At 33.0% G+C, this 24,529-nt stretch carries 17 protein-coding genes; 11 read left to right on the top strand and 6 right to left on the bottom strand.

What is annotated here, in order from left to right; genetic code table 11:
* The first annotated feature begins 5 nt into the window (after positions 1–5).
* The 3 genes from rnc to pyk all read left to right on the top strand — a co-directional run bounded on the left by rnc (position 6) and on the right by pyk (position 2,792).
* Positions 6–749, top strand: coding sequence for a ribonuclease III (gene rnc / locus FUA26_RS03470; protein WP_147131607.1), 744 nt, complete (start codon positions 6–8; stop codon positions 747–749).
* 118 nt (positions 750–867) lie between these two features.
* Positions 868–1,350, top strand: coding sequence for an IPExxxVDY family protein (locus FUA26_RS03465; RefSeq protein ID WP_147131604.1), 483 nt, complete (start codon positions 868–870; stop codon positions 1,348–1,350).
* The gene (gene pyk, locus FUA26_RS03460; protein ID WP_147131602.1) at positions 1,350–2,792 is read left to right on the top strand and encodes a pyruvate kinase; all 1,443 of its coding nucleotides are present in this window, start codon (positions 1,350–1,352) and stop codon (positions 2,790–2,792) included. Before FUA26_RS03465 ends, pyk begins: the two co-directional genes overlap by 1 nt.
* Positions 2,793–2,859: 67 nt before the next feature.
* Here the strand turns inward: pyk and FUA26_RS03455 are convergent, their stop codons facing one another.
* The 3 genes from FUA26_RS03455 to dinB form a co-directional block, all read right to left on the bottom strand.
* Positions 2,860–4,227: a hypothetical protein gene (locus FUA26_RS03455; protein WP_147131599.1), complete on the bottom strand. Its 1,368-nt coding sequence runs from the start codon at positions 4,225–4,227 to the stop codon at positions 2,860–2,862.
* A gap of 13 nt (positions 4,228–4,240) precedes the next feature.
* Positions 4,241–6,679, bottom strand: a complete 2,439-nt coding sequence (locus FUA26_RS03450) for a TonB-dependent receptor (protein WP_246109061.1) — start codon at positions 6,677–6,679, stop codon at positions 4,241–4,243.
* Between the two features lie 133 nt (positions 6,680–6,812).
* The gene (dinB, locus tag FUA26_RS03445) at positions 6,813–7,913 is read right to left on the bottom strand and encodes a DNA polymerase IV (protein WP_147131594.1); all 1,101 of its coding nucleotides are present in this window, start codon (positions 7,911–7,913) and stop codon (positions 6,813–6,815) included.
* Positions 7,914–8,000: 87 nt separating this feature from the next.
* On the opposite strand from dinB, the gene FUA26_RS03440 reads away from it, so the two are divergent.
* From FUA26_RS03440 to FUA26_RS03430, 3 genes are all read left to right on the top strand, one after another.
* Complete coding sequence (locus tag FUA26_RS03440; RefSeq protein ID WP_147132620.1) at positions 8,001–8,468, top strand: CYTH domain-containing protein; 468 nt, start codon at positions 8,001–8,003, stop codon at positions 8,466–8,468.
* Between the two features lie 74 nt (positions 8,469–8,542).
* Positions 8,543–9,085: a YciI family protein gene (locus FUA26_RS03435; RefSeq protein ID WP_147131591.1), complete on the top strand. Its 543-nt coding sequence runs from the start codon at positions 8,543–8,545 to the stop codon at positions 9,083–9,085.
* A 104-nt stretch (positions 9,086–9,189) separates the two neighbouring features.
* Positions 9,190–9,963, top strand: coding sequence for an endonuclease/exonuclease/phosphatase family protein (locus FUA26_RS03430; RefSeq protein ID WP_186826847.1), 774 nt, complete (start codon positions 9,190–9,192; stop codon positions 9,961–9,963).
* Positions 9,964–9,965: 2 nt separating this feature from the next.
* Here FUA26_RS03430 and pbpC read toward each other — a convergent pair whose 3' ends face one another.
* The 3 genes from pbpC to FUA26_RS03415 all read right to left on the bottom strand — a co-directional run bounded on the left by pbpC (position 9,966) and on the right by FUA26_RS03415 (position 19,003).
* Entirely contained in the window at positions 9,966–12,317 is a 2,352-nt protein-coding gene (gene pbpC / locus FUA26_RS03425) for a penicillin-binding protein 1C (RefSeq protein ID WP_147131586.1), read from the bottom strand.
* Between the two features lie 90 nt (positions 12,318–12,407).
* Positions 12,408–13,274, bottom strand: coding sequence for an SH3 domain-containing protein (locus FUA26_RS03420; RefSeq protein WP_186826846.1), 867 nt, complete (start codon positions 13,272–13,274; stop codon positions 12,408–12,410).
* A 164-nt stretch (positions 13,275–13,438) separates the two neighbouring features.
* A complete protein-coding gene (locus tag FUA26_RS03415) occupies positions 13,439–19,003 on the bottom strand; it encodes an Ig-like domain-containing alpha-2-macroglobulin family protein (RefSeq protein WP_147131580.1) in 5,565 nt (1,854 codons plus the stop codon).
* A gap of 243 nt (positions 19,004–19,246) precedes the next feature.
* On the opposite strand from FUA26_RS03415, the gene FUA26_RS03410 reads away from it, so the two are divergent.
* From FUA26_RS03410 to FUA26_RS03390, 5 genes are all read left to right on the top strand, one after another.
* Positions 19,247–19,738 carry a CAP domain-containing protein gene (locus FUA26_RS03410; protein ID WP_147131577.1) on the top strand — a complete coding sequence of 164 codons (492 nt, stop codon included), beginning with the start codon at positions 19,247–19,249 and terminating at the stop codon, positions 19,736–19,738.
* Positions 19,739–19,800: 62 nt separating this feature from the next.
* Positions 19,801–21,342 (top strand): L-piperidine-6-carboxylate dehydrogenase, encoded by a 1,542-nt coding sequence (gene amaB, locus FUA26_RS03405; RefSeq protein ID WP_147131575.1) that lies wholly within the window; start codon positions 19,801–19,803, stop codon positions 21,340–21,342.
* A gap of 107 nt (positions 21,343–21,449) precedes the next feature.
* A complete protein-coding gene (locus FUA26_RS03400; protein WP_147131572.1) occupies positions 21,450–22,385 on the top strand; it encodes an OmpA family protein in 936 nt (311 codons plus the stop codon).
* Between the two features lie 21 nt (positions 22,386–22,406).
* Positions 22,407–23,006, top strand: coding sequence for a hypothetical protein (locus FUA26_RS03395; protein WP_147131569.1), 600 nt, complete (start codon positions 22,407–22,409; stop codon positions 23,004–23,006).
* Positions 23,007–23,149: 143 nt separating this feature from the next.
* Positions 23,150–24,529, top strand: a complete 1,380-nt coding sequence (locus FUA26_RS03390; protein WP_147131566.1) for a DUF1800 domain-containing protein — start codon at positions 23,150–23,152, stop codon at positions 24,527–24,529.

Raw genomic sequence — 24,529 nt, 5'->3', positions numbered from 1 at the left:
CCCGAGTGAAAAACATTCGTAACATACTAAATTCCCGTTTTAAACGCAACGGGAATTTTTTTATGGAATTAACCCAAATATTAGGGTTTAAGCCTAAAAATATTTTATACTTTAAAAAGGCATTTACACACAGGTCTATGAACTTAAAAGATGCTGAAGGAAATGCCATAAATTACGAACGCCTAGAGTTTTTAGGTGATGCCATGTTAAGCGCCGTAATAGCAAGCCATTTATATCAAGAAGTACCAAGTGGTGATGAAGGATACCTTACAAAAATGCGCTCAAAAGTAGTAAGTAGAGAGCATTTAAATGAGTTAGGTAAAGAGCTTAACTTAATAAAACTAGTTGAAAGTAAAATACCTCAAGGACAATTTGGTGATAATATACACGGTAATCTTTTTGAAGCCCTAGTAGGCGCTATTTTTTTAGATAAAGGGTATAAACACTGCGAAAAATTTATATTTAAACGCGTTATTATTCCGTATGTTGATATTGAAAAACTTGAGGGTAAAGTAATAAGTTACAAGAGTTTACTAATAGAATGGTGCCAAAAAGAAAAGAAAACATTTAATTACAATGTGTATGATGATACCGGTAATGATGATGTTAGGCACTTTGCAGTAAAACTATCAATAGATAATAAAATTGTGGCCAAAGCCCGAGCAACTTCAAAAAAGAAAGCAGAAGAAAAAGCATCAAAACGTGCATTTTTTGCGTTTCAAAATAAAATATCAAAAATGTTAGAATAAATTTCAGTTAAAAAAGAAATTAACTATAACGTTTTAGTTAGCTTTATCTTTAAGATTAAGTAAAACCTAACATAATTCAATATTATAAATATTATATTTACGCCAATTATATTTGGGTATGGCAATACACAAACTTGTTTTAGATGATGTTGAAGCAGACCTATATACCTTAGTGGCAATACACTGCACACTTGAAGATTATAGGCTAGCATATCTATTAAATAAGTTTTTAGGAATAACGCTTACAAGGAAACCTTCAGATTTAGATTTTAACAATGGAGAATTTACCTATTCAATTTTTGAGTGGGAAGACTGTAAGCAACAAACCCTTTGGAGCTTAGCAAAAAATGTTTGCAAAACCGAAGTATATAGGCAAGGTAACAACAACTCATTGTTTAATTTACAAGAAAAAACAACCAAGATAAATTACCTATTGCCAGAATTTAAAAAAGTAAATTATCTTTTAAAAATAGAAGACCAAATTAACTTAAGCAAACAAAAGCACATACTTAATAGTATTTTACAAATACCACAAGTTGCAACAGCTTACAGTATAGAAACCAATCAATTAAAATCTAAGGACCATTTAATTTTTAGCTAATGTCACAAAGAAAAAAAACCAAAATAGTAGCTACCTTAGGACCCGCTACAAGCAGTAAAGAAGTATTAAAAGGCATGCTTGATGAAGGTGCTAATGTATTTAGAATAAATTTTTCTCATGCAGATTATGATGATGTAAGTGAACGCATAAAAATGATAAGAGAACTCAATGATGAGTATGGTTATACTGCTTCAATTTTAGCAGATTTACAAGGGCCAAAACTACGCGTTGGGGTAATGAAAGAAGAGGTTGTTGTAAACCCAGGTGACGAAATAGTTTTTGCAACTGGCGAACGTTTTGAAGGCACAAAAGAACGTGTTTACATGACCTATAAAAACTTTCCGCAAGATGCCAAACCAGGTGAACGTATTCTATTAGATGACGGAAAATTAATTTTTGAAGTTGTATCTTCAGATTTAAAAAGCGAAGTAACAGCCAAAGTAATACAGGGTGGCCCGTTAAAATCTAAAAAAGGTGTTAACTTACCAAACACTAATATTTCTCAGCCAGCACTAACAGAAAAAGATATAAAAGATGCCATTTTTGCCATTAGCCAAGAGGTAGATTGGATAGCGCTTTCATTTGTACGTCATGCCGAAGATTTAATAGAATTACAAGATTTAATTAACAAACATAGCGAACACAAAATACCAATTATAGCCAAAATAGAAAAACCTGAAGCTATTGAAAACATTGATAAAATTGTTTCGCAATGTGATGGCATAATGGTGGCAAGAGGTGATTTAGGTGTTGAAATTCCTGCTGCCGATGTACCATTAGTACAAAAGCAATTAGTTTTACGTGCTAAAAAAGCAAGAATACCGGTTATTATTGCAACTCAAATGATGGAAACCATGATTTCTAGTTTAACACCAACTAGAGCAGAGGTGAATGATGTTGCAAACTCAGTTATGGATGGTGCAGATGCCGTAATGCTATCTGGTGAAACATCGGTTGGTAAATATCCTGTACAAGTAATTAGGCAAATGGCTAGCATTTTAACAAGTGTTGAAGATTCGCCATTAATTCAAGTACCACAATTACCACCGCATATTCGAACAAACCGATATATAACAAAATCTATATGTTATCACGCCGCTAATATGGCTAATGAAATTGATGCGAAAGCAATTTCAACATTAACAAATAGTGGTTATACAGCGTTTCAAATTTCAGCTTGGAGGCCATCATGTCATATTTTAGTATTTACTTCAAACAAGCGTATATTAACGCGTTTAAGTTTACTTTGGGGTGTAAGGGCTTTTTATTATGATAGGTTTGTAAGTACTGATGAAACTATTGAAGATGTAAATAAAATGGCTTGTGAAAAAGGTTATTTAGAAGAAGGTGATATGTTAGTAAGTTTAGCTGCTATGCCAATTCAAGAAAAAGGAATGGTTAATACATTAAGAGTTACTGAAATTACTAGTTGTAGCTTTTAATTTTTAAATATAAACTAAAAAAGAGAGACATTTGTCTCTCTTTTTTTATACAATAAGTTGATTACTTTTACCAAGCTCCAATAAAGTGACTACCATCTACATTTACTAATTCGGCACCTTTGGTTACGTTACCAGTTTCAGTATCTACAACGTAAATATTACCATTTTTACCAACAGGTGCAGCGGTTAAATAAATATTATTACCATCTACAGCATAGCTTTGGTATTGAAACATTTCCATATCTATTTCATAAGGAATGCCTTCTAATTTAGTGGCTGTTTTTGCGTTTAAATCTATTAATGCAAAGTAAGACTCTGGTCGTCCAGAGATACCATCTTGAGAACCATCATGTCGGTAAGCCAATACAGCTTTACCATTAGCTGCTGGCCTCCAAGCTAAAGCATAAGCTCCTGTAACACCTAAGGCAGCATCTAAGCTAAACACATAAGAATCGTCATAAGTGTTATCTGCACCAATTTTTAAAATGTGAGAGCCATTGGGGTCACTTTGTGTAGCTTGATAAACGGCACCATTATATTCAAATGAATTAATGCTACGGTAACCGTTTGTATTACCAGTACCTACACTAGATGTAATAACCTCTGGGTTAAATAGTGTTGGGTAATCTACTACAATAGATTTTGCTGCTAAAATTTCGTAACCACTATCGCTTTCAATTGTAGTTGGGTTTACTTTTCTTAACCACCCGCCAATGTATAGTTTATCACCTGCAGCGTTTAATGTAGGCATATCTACTCTACCAAAGTAATAACCTTTGGCTTCTTCTTCAGCAGATAAAGGCACGCTAAGTTCTTTAAAGTTTAGTATTTTAGAGTTTACTAAATCTAATAGAACAATACCAACTTTAGCTTCGGTTCTTAAGTAGGTGTCATCGGTAGCATCATCAGGTGTACCATTATCATCTATTTGGTGTTCAGTATCAACATATACGGCACACCCCGTTTTATCACCATCAAAAAGTTTAATCCATCTAGGGGCGGTGCCAACGTAGGGTGCAATGCTAATTTCAGAACCTGTAGGTGTAAAGTTTTGGCCACCATTTGCTAAATATTTAGAATAATTTCCGCCAGTATCACCAGCATAACTAATGTTAAAAATGGTGCTACCATCTTCAGATGCTTGTAAACGTGCTGTACGGTTAGATGGTACTATAAATCCATTATCAAAAGGCGCTATAGATACATTTGGGTTTTGTGCATCTTCTTTACTAAGTGCGTATATTAAAGTACCACCGTTACCATCGCCAGGGTTTGTACCCATTCTTGCAGCAGCTACGGTAATCCATCGGGTGTCTTCTTGTTGTTCTTCTTCCTCTTCAGAAGGTGTAGAATCATCATCACTACAGCTAAAAGTAAGTACTAAAGCACTTAAAGCTAATGATAAAAATTTAATATTAAAAGATTGGTTTTTCATAATTATGATAGTTTTAAAATTTATTAATTGTGTAATTTAATTTTATGTAGAATGCGCGTCCGGGTTTTTGTACCGAACGATTATCATAAGCAGCTTCATTAAAAATATTTTTAGCATCAAAGCTTAATACAACGTTTTCTTTTGGGAAGGTGTAACTTAAACCAAGGTCGTTTATAAATTGTGTAGGTACTAAATTTCTACCGTCGTCTCTGGTGTTTCCGTATACAATAATGTATGAGAATTCATCAGTAAAATAGGTGTTATAGAAAAGGTTTAAACTGGCTTTATTTTGAATAAAGTTTTTAATAGAATAGCGCAAAGCACCATTTATGGTAAACAATGGTGTATTAGGAACATCGGTAACATTACCATATTGATTTTTAAACTCTAAGCTTAATTTTGAAAGGTTGAAATTGAAACCTAAATTTTTGTTGTAAGTATAATTAAGTTGTAGCTCAATACCCTTTGAAGTTGTTTCTTCGTTAAAGTTATTGTATTGAACAAGTTCATCATTTTCCCAACGGTCTCCGGCGTTTGGAGGTAGCCCAATTAAGTCTTGTATTTTTCTAGAGAAAAGATTAGTAGTTACAAGAAATTCATGTTTATTAAAATTGAATTTACCAAACCTAAAACCTACATTTATATTGTTGCTTATTTCGGGTTTTATGCTTGTGTTTTCTACGGTATTATCTCCAGCATCACCAAATACCTCTGTTTCGTTTGGTAAACGAATAGCTCTTTCTGCAGATGCTAATAGAGTAAAGTTTGTTGTAAAACTATATGATGAAGCAAAACCATAGCCATTGTAATGTTTGTTACTTGTGTAAATATCATTTACAACTTGGGTGTTATCATCATTAAATTGGGGTTTAATACGTTCTACTTTTTGGCGGTAGTGCTTACCAAATACATTAAATTTTAGCTTGTTATTAAAGGTGGTTAGTTCGTAGCTTAACGAATAAATATTTTTATGTAAGTTACTTGTTTGCTTGAAGGTGTTTTCTAATAAAGATATCATTTCATCATGGTCTTCTCTGTCTACACCACTATAAATATGGTTTAATAAAACCTTGTGATTTTTGTTAATTTCATAAGTAATACCTGAACGAATTGAAGCTACTTTTCTGTTTATATTAAGTAAGGTTGGGCCACCTTCTTGCTGAGAACCCCAAGCGTTTTCTAAATCCATGGTTTCGCCATCAGGATTTGAGAAATCTACAGGGCGTTGTTGCCTTACACCAAGCCAAGTATATGCATAAGCTGTAGTATCATTAACAATTCTATTACGCTCACCAATAAGTCCATTTGTATTAATATCTAAACCTTTTACAAACAAATCCTTTTTTTGGTAGCTTAGGTTAGTTAAAAGCGCATCAGATTCTAAAAATCTGCCTTTATAAGGGTGTATGGTCATAAAAGCACCGTGTTGCACTTCTTTGTAATCATCAGATCCTGTTATGCCAATAAAAAATTGGTCGGCCCATTTTACATTGGTATAACCAACTTGAAACATACCTCCAACAGATCTGTAAGCATCATTAAAACGTCTAGCAGTTATGGGTACTTGGCTACCATCGGCTTCAATGTGTTTTACTTGCCCACCCCATACTTTGTAGTCGTTATCAGAGGCATTATAAAACCCTGAGGCCTTAACTGTAAACCCTGTTTTATCAAATCTATGTAAGCCATTAACACTGCTTTGAAATGTATTAAATGAACCGTATGATACCGACGCATTCAAATTACTTTTTGCACCTTTTTTTAGTATAATATTTATTACGCCACCAAGAGCATCATCGGCTAAATGACCCGGCACTACGCCTTTATAAATTTCAATATTTTCTATCATTGAAGGCGGAATGCTGTTTAGGTTAAAAGAAGACCCGTACATTGATATAGGAATACCATCAATAAAAATGCGAACAGAGTTACCAGACAAACCATTTAAACTATACTGAACTTGCGAGCCTAAACCGCCATTTTGCCTAAGTTTTACACCAACTGTAGTATTTAAAAGTTCATTGGTTTGTATGTTTCTTAAACTGGCTTCTTTAGTTTCAATAAGGTTAACTGAAAAGCCTTTGGTTTCAGTTTTTCTTTTTTCGGTTTCGGTTTTAACTAAAACTTCACTTAAGCTTTGGTAATTAGTTACTTCTAAAATAACATTAACTGTTTTTTTATTAGAAAGTATTTTAATTTGTTGTGTTTGCGTTTTTGCGTTAAGCGAACTAACAATTAGTGAATAAGTACCTAAAGGAAGGTTTTTAAATAAAAATTCACCATTAATTCCTGCCGATGTTTCTTTTTTTAAATGTGCGTTTTGAATAACTATTGTTGCGCCTAATGCAGGTTTATTATTATCAAATAACACATAACCTGAAAGCGAACTGTTTTGAGCGTACACGCTTAAACTAAAAGAAATAGTAACTAAAAATAATAACAACTTTGCCAAAATACTGGTTTTATATTTTGAGCAAAATTACATTTATTTAGACTAAGTCCAAATAAAAATAAATATTTTTTTAGAATGAGTATAAATAAGGTTTTTGGCTATTAAGTGAAGGAGTTAATTTGTTTTATACATGTTAAAACCCAAACTTTAGTTGCACACTAATACTCTTTTTGTCTGGTTTTTTTTCGGGCTTTTCGGTGTTTAAATTAGATAATGATATGCCCAATAACCTTACTGAATTTTGTAGTTTTTCTTGGTAGAGTAAATCTTTTGCAGTTTCTAAAATTATACTTTTATCACTAATAAAATAAGGCAATGTTTTGCTGCGTGTTTGTAGTGAAAAATCACTGTATTTAATTTTTAAAGTTACTGTTTTACCAGCAACGTTGCTTTTGTTTAGCCGTTTTGATACTTCTGCAGCAATATGTTTAAGTTTTTCAAGCATAAATATTTCGCTAGATAAATTTTCGCTAAAAGTACGCTCAGCAGCTAAGCTTTTACGGGTGCGGTGTGGTTTTACTTCACTGGTATGAATACCTCTTACAATGTAATAATAGTAGGCACCAGATTTTCCAAAGTTGGTTTCTAAATATTCTAGTGATTTTTGTTTTAAATCGGCACCTGTAAAAATGCCTTTTTGGTACATTTTTTCGGCTGTTACTTTGCCAATACCATAAAATTTTCTAATGTCTAAATCTTCAAGAAACTGCAAAACTTCTTCAGGGTTTACCGTTTTTTGTCCGTTAGGTTTATTGTAGTCGCTAGCAACTTTGGCAATAAATTTATTAATAGAAATACCTGCCGAAGCAGTAAGGCCAATATCGGTTAAAATACGTTCACGAATTTCTCGTGCAATTAAAGTAGCGCTTGGGTTTCCTTTTTTATTTTGGGTAACATCTAAATATGCCTCGTCTAAAGATAATGGTTCTACTAAGTCGGTATAATCATAAAAAATGGCTCTAATACGTTTTGAAATTTCAGAATAACGTTCAAAATTAGGCCTCACAAAAATTAATTCAGGACACAATTTTGCAGCCAATGAGCCAGACATAGCACTTTTAACACCAAATTTTCTAGCTTCGTAACTAGCTGCACTAACAACACCACGTTTACCGCCACCACCAACCGCTATGGGTTTTCCCTTCAGTTCCGGATTATCCATTTGCTCAACCGATGCATAAAAAGCATCCATATCTACATGAATAATTTTTCGTTTTGGTAAATTGTTAAACATACCACAAAATTATGCTAATTTTGATTACGAAAACACAATTCACAAAGTTTTGAAAATGGTGTTTTTTTAATGAGTTTATACTTTGTTATGATAGAAATAGAACGCAAATTTTTAGTTAAAAACACTAATTTTAAAGCACAAGCAACTAACAAAACCAAAATTGTACAAGGCTTTTTAAACACTCATAAAGCGCGCACAGTTAGAGTTAGAATTAAAGGCGATGTTGGTTTTTTAACGGTGAAGGGAAAAACATCTGAAAGTGGATTATCTAGGTTTGAATGGGAAAAACAAATAACACTTAATGAGGCTACTAGTTTGTTAAATATTTGTGAACCTGGTGTTATAGATAAAATTCGTTATGAAGTACAAGTAAAAAACCATACTTTTGAAATAGATGAGTTTTTTGGTGATAACCAAGGTTTAATTGTTGCTGAAGTTGAACTAAATGATGAAAATGAAGCGTTTGAAAAACCAAGTTGGTTAGGTGATGAAGTTACCGGAAATGTAAAATATTATAATTCTCAATTAAGTAAACATCCGTTTTGTAATTGGTAACCACAATAAAAACTAAGTTTAAGCATTGCTTTTGTGATGCGTTTTTGAACTTTGTAAAACTAAAACCCTAAAACATGAAAAAAGCACTGTTTGCATTAAGTTTTTTAGCTATTGTAGTTTCTTGTAAAGAAGAAACCAAAGCAAACTTACCCGATATAAAACAAGTTGTTGAAGAAGAAACAACCAAACAACAAGATACTGTTAAATTAGTTGAAGTTGTAAAACCTAAAACTACGCAGCAAATAAAACAAGAACTTAAAGAACAAGGCTTTGAGGTTTTTGACTATGTTGATGAAAAAACTAAAGATACCGTTTTAATGCAACAATATTTTATAGCATTTTTAAAAAGCGGCCCAATACGCACACAAAACGAAGAAGAAGCTGCTCAAATACAAAAAGAACATTTAGAGCATTTAGGCAAAATGTATGAACTTGGATATGCCGATATTTCAGGGCCTTTTGGTGATGATGGTGATATTAGAGGTATAACAATTTATAATGTACCAACCTTAAAAATGGCCGATAGTTTAGCAAAATCTGATCCTGCAGTAAAAGCAGGTCGTTTAGAAATTGAAATACATCCGTGGTGGGCAGCAAAAGGATTTCCGTTGCGTTAATTTTAAAAGTTTTCAGGTTTATTTTTCAATGTATAAATGCAGCCTGTGTTACCGCACTTTTAACAATTCATTTTATTATAAGAGAAAGTACTTATAAAACATCATTGTTTTTTTATAGCTTTCCGTTGCCCGTAATTATTAGTATAGTACTTTTTCTTTCAGTATTTATTGGTAAAAAATTTAGAAGCATTAACCTTGTGTTAGCAGGCGTGTTATTACTTATTTGGTTAGGCCGAAATTTTAAAATTAGCATAGCAGAAAGTATTAATAATACTGATGTTGAAGTTGTTTTTTGGAATGCCTCGCATGATAGAGATTTTATTGATGTTTTTAAGGAATTTAAAAAAATACCCAATGTTGTAGTTCTATCAGAATATCACGGGAATTATTTAACTGAAACCAAAAAACAATACCCTAATTATTATTTTTATGAAAACAAAAACGAAGCTATTGGTGTGTTTTCAAAACAGCCTATTTCAGTTAAAAGCATTAAACCATCAAAATACAATTCAACAGTTATAAATTTTGAAACATACAATATAAACTTTTATGCGGTTGATGTTTCAGGAAGTTTTGATGTTCCTAGAAGTTGGGAGCTTAATTTTGTTTCTAAAAACATTTTAAACAATAAAAACACATTGGTTTTGGGCGATTTTAATGTGCCTTATGAATCTAAGTTATTAAAACCTTTAAAAACTAATTTTAACCATGCTTTTAATAAAAAAGGATTTGGGTTTAGAGAAACATGGTTTTATAATTTACCTCTTTTATCATTAGATCATATTTGGGTTTCAAAAGATTTAAAAATTTTAAAAACCAATAAAGTTTGTACCTTTAAAAGTGATCATGCTATTATTAAAACTGTTATAAAAAACTAAGTTTATTTACGTACCTCAAAAATACGTTTTGCTTCATTGCCAAAACTATCAACTACTGTTAGGGTGTGTGTACCTTCTTTTGGTAAAATAGCTAGCTCATGTAAGTTTTTAGTGCTACCAACAAACTCACTATTTAAATACCAAAATATAGTACTTTCGGGTTTAGAGTGTGCTACTTTTAAAACGAGTTCGTTGGTGTTACCCTCAAAATCTTTTGGTAAAAACACATTATTATTATCGTTTGGATAAATAAATGCCATTGAAATAGTGGTGTTACCCAAACAGTCATTTCTAAAAGGAGGTAATGTTTTGTAAAACGGATTATTAGTTTTGTAATAATAAGCCATTAATGGAGGCAATACAAACCAAGAGGTGTGTTTTATATTACGCACATCTTCGCAAGATGTATTTACTTGAAAGGTTTCAGTAATATCTAAATGAATTAATTTATGATAGGGGCAAGCTTTGGTTTTCAATCCGCTTAATTGAATGTAAGCAAGCTCAGTATCGTTACAGTTTAAAGAAGCTCTGTGTCCGCTTTGTTTACAAATGGTTACTTGTTGCATTTCGTCAAAAGGTTTAGCAAACCATTGTGTTTTAGGTAGTAAATTAAACACGTCAAAAAGTATTGGTGCTGCAGTTTGCACGCCTACAAGTCCGGGTCTGCCTTCGCCATCAGCATTTCCAACCCAAACGCCTACAACGTAGTCTTTGGTGCTGCCAATGGCCCACGCATCTCTAAAACCAAAACTGGTACCGGTTTTCCAAGCTATTTGTTTAGAGTCATCAAAAAACTCCCAATTTTCGTCGCCTTCGGGTCTGTTAACATGTTTTAAACTTTCAAAAGTTAAATAAATAGAAGCGGCATCAAACACAGTTTTTTCAGTTTGTAATTTTCCGAAGTTAACATTTTCTGAAGCCAATAAAACCGGTTCGCAAAATTCGTTGGTATAATATTCACTTGAAGTTTCAGCAAAATGGTTAACTGTTGATGCCATTGCAGCGTAACTTTTGCATAAATCCCATAAATTACTTTCGGCACCACCTAAAATTAATGATAAACCGTAATGGTTGGCGCTTTGTATGAGATTTTTTAAGTGAAGCTGTTTTAAATAATGATGAAACCTATTTAGCCCAAATGCTTGTAACATTCTAACCGACGGTACATTTAAAGATTGTGAAAGTGCTTTACTTGCAGGAATTGCACCAGCATATGTTTTGTTAAAATTTTCGGGGTTATAGCTGCCAAATTGGCTAGGTACATCGGCAACCAAAGTGTTGGGTAGCATATCGCCAGCGTCTAACATGGCGGCATATAAAAACGGTTTTAAAATACTACCTGTGCTTCGGGGTTTATCAATAATATCAACATCTTTTTGATGTGTTTTTGTAGTTGGTGTATTACCTACGTAGGCCAAAACCTGTCGTGTTTTTACATTTAAAACCAAAACTGCCGCATTATTAATTTCGTTTTGTTTTAAAACATTATAGTGTTGCTTTACAATGGTGTTTACTTGTTTTTGAAGCGAAACATTAATGGTGGTTTTTAGGGTTTGCCCTTGGTGCGTTTTAGTTAATTTTTGTAACACATGCGGTGCTATTTGAGGTAGCGGATATGGTTTTTTAGGTAAATTTTCAGCAATAGATAAACTATAGGTTAATGAGTCAATAATATTATTTTGAAGTAATTTTTTAAGCAATTTATTACGTTTATTACGCAAATGAATTTCATTTTTACCCGGATAAATTAAACTTGGTGCGTTGGGTAAAACAGCTAAAGTAGCACTTTCTGCCCATGATAGGTTATGAGCTCTTTGGTTAAAATAGCGCCATGAAGCAGCGTTTAAACCAACTACATTACCACCAAAAGGCGCATTATTGGCGTAGTAGTTTAAAATATGTTCTTTAGAGGTTCTTAATTCTAAACGAGTGGCTAAAATGAGTTCTTTTAATTTTTCAAAATAGGTTCTTGCTTTGCCTTGCCTAGATAAACGAATTACTTGCTGTGTAATAGTGCTACCACCACGTTTTATGGTGCCAGATTTTAGGTTGTTTTTTAAGGCCTTAAATATTGAGATAGGATTAAAGCCTGGGTGTTTATAAAAATATGCGTCTTCAAACTGAATAATACAGGCTTTAAATTTGTGCGGAATACTATCGCTATGCGGAAAGCGCCATTGACCATCACTGGCTATTTTTGCGCCAATAAGTGTGTTGTTAGAACTGGTTATTACTGTTGAGGTTGGTGTTTTAAAAAGCTGTTTTGGTAAGCAAAAATAATAGGCTACTAAAAGTATAGTTAAGATGCAAAACCTAACCTTTCGTTTTTTTATGTAGCCTAGTATTTTTTTCAATTTTTGTATGTATTATTATTTAGGGTGTTACTAAGCAATTTATTTTATAAACTGCTTCAGTTTTTAATTTCTGGTAACAATAATTAATTATTAGCACCCCATTGGTACATTAAAAGCAATTGTTTTTTCAATAGTTTCATCAAACATGGTAGTAAAAATAACTTTAAAATATATTTTACTAACTCCTATAGATGATGCGCCTTTGTTTATTTTTTTCTCATCTTTAATCATATTATACCAAACTTCACCGCAATGTTCTTTCACCGCGTTTTTAAATTCTGAAACATCCACACTTATAAACTTATTTTGGGCTTTATTACTGTAAGTTATGGTTTCAAAAACACCGGCTTTTTTAGCTTTTAAAGGTTCCCAAGCAGAGTAGAAATGCTTCCAATCGGTTAAATCGCAGTGAGGTCCTTCGGCCTGAATAGAAATACTATTTTCATGACGCTGAAATACTTTTATGCTTTTGTATTTTGAATGATGCCTAACACGTATAGTTTTGCCTTCAACCGTTTCGCCCATTTCAATAATGGCGTCAATATTATTGTCGGGGTGTGTTGATAGTTGTTCATTGCCAATAATTTCAGCTTTTAAATTATTAAATTCTAAAGTGAAATCTTCAAAATCTACACTAAAACGTTTATCTATTTTTGTTTCCGATAAAAAGCCATTAAACACATAACCACTGCGGTTGTTGTAAATATCATCTTTACAGGTTACTTTAACCCATTGGCCTGAAATTATGTTGTTATTATCTTTAACATCTAGTTTTAAATTGGTACGTTCAGTAATTTCTAATGCGGTACCGTAAACAAGTTTATCAATTCGTTTTGAGTTTTGGCTTGGGTTGTCTCTTAAAAATAAGCCGTTGCTGGCGTTTACGTATCTAATTTCTTGTGCGTTGGTAATATTGAATACCATCAATAGTACCACTATATAAATATATTTTGTCATTTTTTTTATAAAGTTTTTTATAAAGTTTCTTTTTAACAGCATAGTTTTTCCCATGGCTAGTAATGTAAAGCAACCTTGTTAATAATTCAAAAATTATTAAACAAATTACTTTTGTTGTACCTGTTTGGTAATAAGGGTTCAACTATATGTATTAGAAACTTTAATTATTTAATTACATTAATCCACTGCCCTTTAGTTCGTACTAAAAAGTCGTTATCATACATAGCTTCCGCCTGAATTCCTGGTAAATAATAGTTGCCTAAGTAAGCAGCATTTAGCATTACCGAGAATGTTTTGGTACTATTGGAATTTCCATGTTTGCTTAAGTCAAAATAGAAATTCACGCGGTCGTCTCTAATGTCTGTATAGCGCGCTTCATTAGAGGTGGCAGCCCCAAAATCTGTAAACCGGGTATTTACAATTTCCCATCCCGAAGGGAAAATTTGAGTAAGTGCCACATTATTTATTGCAGCATTTTTAAGGTTACTAACCTTAACCGTAGCTACAAAATCTTGTCCTTGTTTTAAGTTGGCAATATCTATATTATTACCTTGTAAATCTTTATATGTGTAGTGAATGCTTAAACCACGTTGTTCGGCAATTTCTTGCCCAAGCGGAAGTTTTCCAGTGTTTAAAACACGCACATAAACTACGTTATTTTGGTTGTTGGTTATGGTTAATGCGTTAATGCCATTATTAATTTTTAGTGTGCGTTGCGCAATAGCATTTTTAGTATTTATTAATTCGTTTTTTCCGTTTATAGCATAGCTTAAATTCATGGCTTTTCCACCGTTTTTATTAACCATTTTAGCCATAGCTAATAAGCTGTAAGCGGTGGTTTGTGTACTCATCCAGCGGTTGCTAGATAAATCTTTGGCAATATCTTCAGCTAAGTTTCGGGTTTGTTTATTGTTGGTTAATACCATAGTTTCTAAAGCCATGGCTCTGTTTCTGTTAACCGATCCGTATGAATAATAATCATATGTATTAGGTGTGAAATTAATGTTAGCCTGTTGCGAAATGCGTTCACTAGCTTCTTGTTGTCCTGCCAATGCATAAGCTGCCGTTAAGCGCCATTTAGCATTGTTTGATAGTTCTGAAAACTCACGCAAACGGTTCATGGCAGCTAAATCTGGACTACCAGCTAATGCTAAAGTATATAACCTGTAAGCCTGGGCTAAATCAGAATTATAGCGTTTATAACTAGGGCGCCAATTTCTGGCGGCTTGTTTTTGATAAGCTATCCAATTGCTTTTAAAGGTTAGCGGTAATACATAGCCTTTCTTTTCAGCTTCAATCATAAAATGACCTGCGTAACTTGTGCCCCAATCATCTGTACTATGTTCACCCATCCAATAACTTAATCCGCCATTTGGTTTTTGGAAATGCCCAAGGCGTTTAATACCATTTTTAATGTTTTCTTGAATGCGTTGTTTTTTATCTACAGTTAAATCAAAAACATCACTTAAAAACAACTGCGGAAATACGCTTGAAGTTGTTTGCTCTACACACCCATGCGGATACTGAATTAAGTATTGCATTCTGCGAGAGAAATCCATTGGAGGTAAGGTTGAAAACTCAACCGTAGCTGAATTTGTTCCGTTAACACCAAAAGTTTCAAAATTAACAGTTTCTGAAGCATTGGCGGTTATGGTTTTATCTAATGTTTTAGATGTAAACGGATTAGGGTTAATAACATCAAGTTCTACTTTATAGGTTGAAGTTTCACCATTGCCATTAGCAATTACTTCAATAGTATTAATGCCTTTGGCTTTACTAACATCTAAAGTGAAGTAAGCCATTTTTTCATCTGGTTTAGCAAAACTTAGTCGTTGTGTTTTTTCGCCTTCAATTGTAATGCCATTGCTTAATTTTAGGCTAATATTTACGTTTTTAACTTTAGGTTCCATAGCAAAAACGGTTACAGGTAAAGTAACTTTTTCGCCAGGGCTTAACTTACGCGGTAGTGTTGCTAATACCATTAATGGCTTTTTAACTTGTACAGTTTTATCAGTACTTCCGTAGGCTTCTTTGGTGTGGTTTCCAGCTACAACCATGGTTCTAACAGCACCAATATAATTTGGCATTTTTATGGTATGCGATTTTTTTTCACCTTTATTTAAAGTAAATGGGCCAAAATATTTTACTACAGGTTTAAAGCGGTTGGCTTTTTTCTTTTTACCAGCGGCGGCACTACCATCGCCACCAATGGCAAAAACCTGATCTATACTTCCAGAATAAGCGCCTACAACATCATCAAAAACATCCCATGTTTTTACACCCAAAGCTTCGCGTGCGTAAAAACTATTCCAAGCATTTGGTGTTTTAAAGCGTGTTAAATCTAGTAAGCCTTCTTCAACCATGGCAATAGTGTAGGTCATTTCTTTTTTATGTTTTTCAGAAACGGTTACCTTAAATGTTTGTTCTGGTTGTAATGCATTGGGCATGTTTATTTCGGGTTCTAATTTGGTGTTTGGGTCTTCAACCATCATAGGAATAACCCCGTATAGCCTTATGGGTAAATTATTTGCGGTAATGGCGTGTGGTTGTAGTAATGATATATTAACAAACACGTTTGGTGCCATTTCTGGTGTTACAGGAATAGTAACTGTTGTTTCACCTTTTTTAGTTTTTACCCATTGGTAATCTATAACTTCGGTGCCGTTTTCAATGCTTACTAACGCGCGCCCTTCGTTACCAGATTGAAAAGTTATTTTAGCAGTTTCGCCAACGTTGTAGGTTTCTTTGTCACTTGCAAAAATGAGCATTTTAGCAGCTTCTTTATTGCCAGAACTAGCATTTTGCCACCAATTTTTGTAGAAATATGCGGTTCTGCCTGTAGCGTGCCCACTAATAGGGTCTTCAATTCTAATTAAATAGCGCCCACGATCATGGTCTGGAACATTAATAGTGAAACTTGCTTTACCACTAGCATTGGTATTTATTTTTGATGTTGAATAAGGCTTGTGATAACTACTAGACACGTAACTTGATAAATTATCATAAGATGAGTTCCACCACCAACGCCATTCAATTTTATAAACTTTTACTTGAAGGTTATTGCGCTTTACGGGTTTGCCTTCAGCATTTACTACCACCACATCAAAGGTTTGGTTTTCATCAGTAAAATATGAACCATAAGCATTGCCTTTTGGTGAACGTAAACCCACAAATGAGCTGTAAGGCGCATACTTTTTTGTAAATGCATCAATAGAAAAATCGCCACCGTTTTCAAAAGCTCTTACTAAAAACTGAACATTTAACATGCCCGGAGCTTTCTTTTTTACATGTATTTTTTTGTTTATGTTGGCTAAACCTTCTTCATTGACTTTGCCATCAAATACGTTAAATTCTTCTGAAGAAAATTGTCGTGTTGGGTCATTAAACACATAGTTTTTATAGTTGCTAAAGCCAGTATGTGATGAGCTAAATTTAGCTTTAATTTCTGCTTTTAAATTTTTTCCAGGTGCACCGTGCAGCCATTTTACATCTAAATTTCCTGTTAATGGTTTTGTGGCAGAGAGTACTTCTTCATCAAAATCTATTTTAATTTTTAAACGGTTTGGTTTAACCGTTTCAATTTTTAAACCTTTGTTAAATGTTGCCCCACCAACCGCTATTTTGGCGTTGTAATTACCTGTTTTATCTTCGGTTGAAGTTGGTACGGTGAATTTGTATACATTGTTTAGGTTGTTACTGGTTACGTTTTTATAAACTAGTTTTCCGTTAGGATTTGTAATTTCTAGCTTAACTGGGTGTCCTTTGGGTAATTTATTAGCATTATCATTTAGCATAAATGCTAAGTGTAGTGTGTCGCCAGGTCTCCAAACACCACGCTCACCATAAATATAACCTTTTAAACCGCGTTGTAGTTTGCTGCCAGATACATCAAATTTACTTAATGATAGAGCGTTTCCGTCATGTAATTTAACGTATGTATTGTTGTTACCTTTTGAAACAATAGCAAAATTTGCATGTTTTTCAGCGTCTATAATTGCTAAACCCTCATTATTAGTGGTGGCTGTTTCCATTTTTTGCTGCTGAAAATTGTAAAGACCTACTGTTGCATTGGCTTCAGGTTCTGTGGTTAAAATATTGGTAACTGCAAAAAAGTACGATTTATTGGTGCCTTGTTTGGCAATAACACTTAGGTTTGAGGCTATTAAATTTTGTGATGCTATTTTACTTTCGCCATAGTAAGCATCATGGCATGGGTTGTTTTCTTCGCGCCAATTGTATGTGTAATTTTTGTAGCGATAAAGTAGGTTATCCCAGTATTTTTCTTCGCGAAGTTCTTCGTTTTCATCATTAAAATTTTGGGTGTCACCTTCATAAAAATCATCTTCATAATAAGCATCTTCATCAGTGTTTGCTGTTTCATTATTTTCTTCACAATCATATAAAGAATAGTTTTTATTGAAACTAATTTCAACACGATAAATAGCGCCAACATCGGCTTTAAAATAGTTTGATAAATCTATGCTGTAAGCCTTCCATTTACCAGTGTTTTCGGCAGCTGTTTGTAATTTAATGGTTTGTTTTGCAATACGACGGCCAACTTTTTTAATGTCATATTGGTTATTGCTATTTAGGTTGTTTTCTTGTAAAAATTGTAAAATATTGTCTTGGTAAATTTTAATAACCCTAACATCAACAGCACTTAAATTTACAGCCTCAAAATTGAATTTTAATTCTTGCGAGTTTGGTAAAATATTACCACTATTTAACAAGCGCACTTGAGGTTTTAATGATTGGAAGGCTACCGTTTCTGAAAATGGTTTTTTTAGTTTAAAACCATCAGTGTTTTTAATGCCTTGAAACACATTAACATTAATATTTCCTACCAGTTTAGTGCTTGGGTACACTTTTAAAACATTGCCATCTACCACATATTTTGGGTTTTTTGCTTTTTGAATTGATACCAAACCATCAAAATTTTGTTGTTTTTTTAAAGGGTCTGAAAAATTAATAAGCAAATACTGTTCGGGTGATTGGTATACTTCGGTTTTTGTAATGGTAAAATTGTTTATGCCGGGTATTACTAGGGTATTTTCGCCTTTATTATCAGCATTAATAGCGTTACCATTCCATGAAATTTCAATTTTACTATCGTTTATAGTACGATTAATACTATCAATTTTAAACTCAAAAGCGGCACTATTTTTATAGCTTTCGTTAAAAACAATATTTAGGTTTTTACCGTTTTGTTTGGCAGTAATTAAATTTTTAGCATTTTCAATAGAAATAACGTCGGCCGATTTTATAACACCTTCTAAATATTGCCAGTTTTTGCTATACGACTGTAAATTGTTTGTAACCACGCTAAAACTAGGTGTAATGGTTTTAAACTGAAAGGTGTAGTTTTTATAATTTGAAGGCACATTTTCATAAATTTCAGATAGTTTTACTGTTACCGTATACTCGGTTGATGGTTCTAAATTTTCATAGGGTGTAAAAACTAATGCGTTGCTGTTACTTACAGCTAATTTACCTTCTACATGCGGTTTTATGTTTATAATGTTTGTGTTAATTTCTTTAGTAGTTTCCCAGCCTTTAACCGCTTTTGCTAAGTTAATTTCAATAGGTTTAGTAACTGAAGTAATACCACTTGTAGTGTAGCTAATGTATGCCTTGTACTTAAAAATATTATCGGTTTCAACAGTTTTTTCTTTACAGGAAATTATTACTGAAAGAGTTAAAAGGGCGATAAATAGTTTTTTTAAATACATGAGAAATAGATTTTAAATGAACACAAACAAAAAACTGTGCGGTGTTTCCTGTTAATAAAGTTACGTTAACTATTGTTAACACGGTCTTTGTGAGAGTGTTAAAAAAGTATTAATATTTTAAAGTTTTTTTTGAATTAATACCGATGAACTGCAAGGTTTTTAAGTGGCAAATGTATTTTTTTAAATTTTTTATAGCAACAAAGGTGTAACAAATGTATATTGAAAGTCCCAAATTATTATATCATGAAAACTTACAATTTAACTTCATTTAAGTATCTGGTTTTTTCTTTATCATTAATGTTTAGTGTATTAGCTTGTTCTAAAGATGATGCAACAGATAATGAAACTGGTAATATTGAAACGCTAACAACCGCCAATGAAATTTTATTACTTGTAAATGAACATAGAAAAAGTATTGGTAAAAATACTTTAGCTAAAAACGCATTAGCCACAAGTTTAGCTAAACAGCATACTGAATATATGATTGTTCAAAACGACATTAGTCATGATAATTTTGATGAACGATCAGACGCATTAATGAAAGAAGAAAACGCCAAAAAAACAGGAGAAAACGTAGCTAACGGGCAAAAAAATGCGGCATCTGTAATGGCAGCATGGTTAAATAGTACAGGCCATAAAAAAAATATTGAAGGCGATTTTACACACATAGGCATTGCCGTAATTAAAAACAATAAAGGCGTGGCTTACTACACGCAGTTATTCTTAAAAAAGTAGTTATAGTTGGTTTGTTAAAAACAATACTTATTTTAGTAAACACTAATTAAACTATGTAATTTATGACACTTTTTAATATTGATGACACCTTAAAACAATTAGGAATACAAAACATAAACAATGGCACTTCTACAGGCGTAAAAAACTTTTCTAACGGAAATATTTTAGAAAGTTTTTCACCCGTTGATGGAAAGCTTATTGCAAGTGTAAAAACAACATCAAAAAGTGATTATGAAACTGTAATGGCCACAGCTACTAAAGCTTTTAAAACATGGCAATTAATGCCTGCACCACAGCGCGGAGATATAGTGCGCCAATTTGGTGATAAATTAAGAGAAAAAAAAGAGGCTTTAGGTAAACTAGTGTCTTATGAAATGGGTAAAAGCTACCAAGAAGGCTTGGGTGAAGTACAAGAAATGATTGATATTTGCGACTTTGCCGTTGGGTTATCACGTCAGTTACACGGGTTAACCATGCACAGTGAGCGCCCAGGACACCGTATGTATGAACAATATCATCCGCTTGGGGTGGTTGGTATTATTTCAGCATTTAATTTTCCGGTAGCAGTTTGGTCATGGAACACCGCTTTAGCTTGGGTTTGTGGCGATGTTTGTGTATGGAAACCAAGTGAAAAAACACCACTCTGCGGTATAGCGTGCCAAAATATTATAGCCGAAGTTTTAAAAGAAAACAACTTGCCAGAAGGTATTTCATGCTTGATTAATGGCGATTATAAAGTTGGTGAGTTTATGACTAAAGATGTTAGAATTCCGTTAGTTTCTGCAACAGGTTCAACCAGAATGGGTAAAATTGTAGCCAAAGAAGTGGCTGGCAGATTGGGCAAAACCTTATTAGAATTAGGAGGAAATAACGCTATTATTGTTACACCCGATGCCGATATAAAAATGACGGTTATAGGTGCTGTTTTTGGCGCTGTTGGTACCGCAGGACAACGCTGTACAAGCACACGCCGTTTAATTATTCATACTAGTATTTATAACAAAGTAAAACAAGCCATTGTTGATGCGTACAAACAAATAAAAATTGGAAATCCGTTAGACCAAACCAATCACGTTGGGCCATTAATAGACAAAGCTGCTGTAAATATGTATAAAGATGCTTTAACAAAAGTTGAACAAGAAGGCGGTACTATTTTAGTTGAAGGTGAAGTGCTTTCAGGCTCAGGTTATGAAAGTGGTTGTTACGTAAAACCAGCTATAGCCGAAGCAGAAAATAGTTTTGAAATTGTACAACACGAAACCTTTGCACCTATTTTATATTTGTTAAAATATGAAGGTGGTGTTGAAAACGCTATTGAAATCCAAAATGGTGTAGCACAAGGTTTAAGTTCTGCAATAATGACTAATAATTTGCGTGAGGCCGAACATTTTTTAAGTCATGCCGGTAGTGATTGTGGTATTGCTAATGTAAATATAGGAACATCGGGTGCCGAAATAGGAGGCGCCTTTGGTGGCGAAAAAGAAACTGGAGGCGGTAGAGAATCTGGTTCTGATGCTTGGAAAGTTTATATGCGTCGTCAAACAAACACCATAAACTACACCACAAAATTACCCTTAGCGCAAGGTATAAAGTTTAATTTATAGGTTGAATGAACTTTTAATGTGACTTTTTTCGGGTTAATGTTTCTTAAATAATATGTAAAGTATTATATTACAAACACTTAAATATTAACCAAAAACAGTCTTTTAAAATGAGTAAAAAAACATCCTATCTTTTAGGAATTCTACTCACAATCATTCTTGGTACTATTCTGTATTATTTTTTTTGCTGCAACCAATGTTGTGGTAAAAATGCAGCTACAGAAAAACCAAACCAAGAGCCGTTGGTAGAAACCCCACAAGCCAAAGAAGCTACTAAAAATGCTTTCTCTATTTCAGATGAAAAAAGTGATTTTAATCTAGAAATTGCTGAAAATTTCAATTTCAAAACTTCAAACTACACCATTTTAGAACCTGTTTCTAAAAATGTTGAAGAAGGTGTTTTAAAATTAAAGAATTATTTAATTAATAATCCGTTAAAAGATGTTGAAATCACTGGTTTTTATAAAAGTGATGAGGAAAACAACTCAGCCTATCCTAATTTAGGTTTAGCAAGAGCCAATGCTGTTAAAAACTATTTAGTTTTACACGGTGTGCCAGCTAAACAAATTGATACGTTTGGTAAGTTAAATGATGCTATAAATCCTGATGATGCTAACACACTTTATGGGCCATTAAATTTTAGCATGTTAACTATAGATGCTTCAGATACATCATTATTAAAAGCTTTAGAGCAAGCTTGTGATTCTGTTAGGGCTAACCCATTGGTACTTCATTTTAAAACAGGGCAAGCCGCTATTAATTTAACCGAACAACAACGCCAAAAAATTGCCAATATTTCACATTGTGTTGATAAATTAGGTGTAAAAGTTCAAGTAGTTGGGCATACTGATAATACAGGAAATGCCAATAATAATGTGGCTTTAGGTAAACAGCGAGCAGATTTTGCAAAAGGCTACTTGGTTAAAAATGGCATTTTAGAGCAAAATATTGAAACATCATCTAAAGGGCCACACGAGCCAATTGCAGATAACGCAACCGAAGAAGGTAGAGCACAAAACCGAAGAACCGTAGTAACAATTAATTAAAATATAAAAAAATATACAATCATGACTTTATTAGCAATTTCAATACCGTGCTGGTTAATTCCTTTATTAGTAGGTGTAATTTCAGCAATTTTAGGATATTTATTAGGCAAACTTATGGGTGGCGGAAATAATGATGATGGTGATAAAATAGCAAAATTAGAAGCTGATTTACAAGCATGTTTAAAAAGTAAAACAGCTTTGAAAAACGATTTAGATACTTGTTTAACCAGCAAAGAAACTTACAAAAGAGAATTGAATACCACCAAAACATCGTTAGCAAATTCTTTGGCTGCTAATTCAATGGCAGCTGCAGCTCCTTTAATTGCTTTTGATGCCGCCGGTGCTAAAGCTGTTTTTGGTAAAAAAATTAAAGAAGATGATTTAACAGTAGTTGAAGGTATTGGGCCTAAAATTCAAGGGTTATTTCATGATAGTGGTGTAAAAACTTGGAAAGCGCTTTCTGAATGTTCAATTGAAAAATGTAAAGAGGTTTTAATTAATGGTGGCGATAGGTTTAAAATGCACAACCCAGGCACATGGCCAAAACAAGCCCAATTAGCTTATGAAGGTAAATGGCAAGAACTTAAAAATTGGCAGGACCAATTAGATGGTGGAAGGTAAAACACATAGTATAATTGTAATAAATAAAAGCTGTTTCGTTTTTTGAAACAGCTTTTTTTATATCTTTCATAATTAAACCTTTTTAAATTATTAAAGTCTAAATGATTACAGTGTTTTTTTAGTTTTAATTTATAATATTAGTTATGGAGCAAAAACATATTTTACATTTATACAGGCGCTTAGGTTTTGGTATTTTACCTAGTGAATTAGATGAAATTTCTAAAAAAAGTAAAAAGCAAATAGTAAATAATTTGTTTGATGCTTCAAAAACCATAACACCATTAACCCAAGATACTTCAAAATTAAAAGCTTTAATAGGAGATTCTTATGTAACGGCAAAAGAAAATCTGCGTGAAATTCAAAAGTTAAGTAGGCAATTAACACCAAAACTTAATGTGGCGTGGATTGATAGAATGAGTAACTCAACAGAAGTAGTACGTGAAAAAATGACACTTTTTTGGGCTAATCATTTTGTGTGCGAAGACAACAATTATATATACACTCAAAAATATCACAATACCTTGCGTAAACACGCTTTAGGTAATTTTAAAGACTTTGTAAATGCGGTTTCAAAAGAAGCTGCCATGACAAAGTATTTAAACACTAAGCAAAATAAAAAGCAAAAACCTAATGAAAATTTTGCCCGTGAGCTTATGGAGCTTTTTACTTTGGGTGTTGGTAATTACACTGAGCAAGATATAAAAGAGGCTGCAAGAGCTTTTACAGGGTATGCACATGATTTACAAGGCAATTCTTTGTTTAGAAAACGTTTGCATGATCATGGTGAAAAAACATTTTTTGGGCAAACTGGCAACTTCCAAGGAAACAATATTGTTGATATTATTTTAAACCAAAAGCGTTGTGCGCAATACATTTGCGAAAAATTGTACCGCTACTACGTAAATGACGTTATAAACAAAGCACATGTTGAAGAAATGACACAAGTGTTTTATAAAAACTATAATATTGAAGCGCTTATGCGTCATGTTTGTAGCTCTAAATGGTTTTATGCTGAAGAAAATATTGGTAATAAAATTAAATCGCCCATAGAGCTATTAGTTGGTATACAAACATTAGTGCCAACCACATTTAAAAACCAAAAACAATTATTGTATTTGCAGCGTTTATTAGGGCAAGTGCTTTTAGATCCGCCAAATGTTGCGGGCTGGAAAGGTGGTAAAAACTGGATAGATAGTAATACCATAACCATGCGTTTAAAATTACCATCGTTATTATTAAACAGTGCCTATATTTCTAAAACAGAAGAAGGCGCATCAGATGTTTTAATGGCGCAAAAAAAGAACTATTTTAAAAAGAATTTTGGTAAGCGTTTTAATGTTGAAAGTAACTGGAACTACTTCAATAAACATTTTAAAAATATTGATATAAACCACTTGCAACACTATGTTTTAGCTTGTAACATTTCGCCTGTAGCCAAAAATTATTTAAACGGATTGCAAAAGGTTTCAAAGCAAGAATACTGTGTGCAATTAATGTCTTTACCTGAATATCAAATGTGTTAA

The sequence above is a fragment of the Seonamhaeicola algicola genome (assembly GCF_007997385.1).
GTDB lineage: Bacteria > Bacteroidota > Bacteroidia > Flavobacteriales > Flavobacteriaceae > Seonamhaeicola > Seonamhaeicola algicola.
This window is presented reverse-complemented; position numbering and strand designations above follow the sequence as displayed.

Bases quoted from the DNA above. Each gene is read 5' to 3' on its own strand.
- FUA26_RS03465 (WP_147131604.1), top strand. From the start codon at position 868: ATGGCAATACACAAACTTGTTTTAGATGATGTTGAAGCAGACCTATAT.
- pyk (WP_147131602.1), top strand. From the start codon at position 1,350: ATGTCACAAAGAAAAAAAACCAAAATAGTAGCTACCTTAGGACCCGCT.
- FUA26_RS03455 (WP_147131599.1), bottom strand. From the start codon at position 4,227: ATGAAAAACCAATCTTTTAATATTAAATTTTTATCATTAGCTTTAAGT.
- dinB (WP_147131594.1), bottom strand. From the start codon at position 7,913: ATGTTTAACAATTTACCAAAACGAAAAATTATTCATGTAGATATGGAT.
- FUA26_RS03440 (WP_147132620.1), top strand. From the start codon at position 8,001: ATGATAGAAATAGAACGCAAATTTTTAGTTAAAAACACTAATTTTAAA.
- FUA26_RS03435 (WP_147131591.1), top strand. From the start codon at position 8,543: ATGAAAAAAGCACTGTTTGCATTAAGTTTTTTAGCTATTGTAGTTTCT.
- FUA26_RS03420 (WP_186826846.1), bottom strand. From the start codon at position 13,274: ATGACAAAATATATTTATATAGTGGTACTATTGATGGTATTCAATATT.
- FUA26_RS03415 (WP_147131580.1), bottom strand. From the start codon at position 19,003: ATGTATTTAAAAAAACTATTTATCGCCCTTTTAACTCTTTCAGTAATA.
- FUA26_RS03410 (WP_147131577.1), top strand. From the start codon at position 19,247: ATGAAAACTTACAATTTAACTTCATTTAAGTATCTGGTTTTTTCTTTA.
- amaB (WP_147131575.1), top strand. From the start codon at position 19,801: ATGACACTTTTTAATATTGATGACACCTTAAAACAATTAGGAATACAA.
- FUA26_RS03400 (WP_147131572.1), top strand. From the start codon at position 21,450: ATGAGTAAAAAAACATCCTATCTTTTAGGAATTCTACTCACAATCATT.
- FUA26_RS03395 (WP_147131569.1), top strand. From the start codon at position 22,407: ATGACTTTATTAGCAATTTCAATACCGTGCTGGTTAATTCCTTTATTA.
- FUA26_RS03390 (WP_147131566.1), top strand. From the start codon at position 23,150: ATGGAGCAAAAACATATTTTACATTTATACAGGCGCTTAGGTTTTGGT.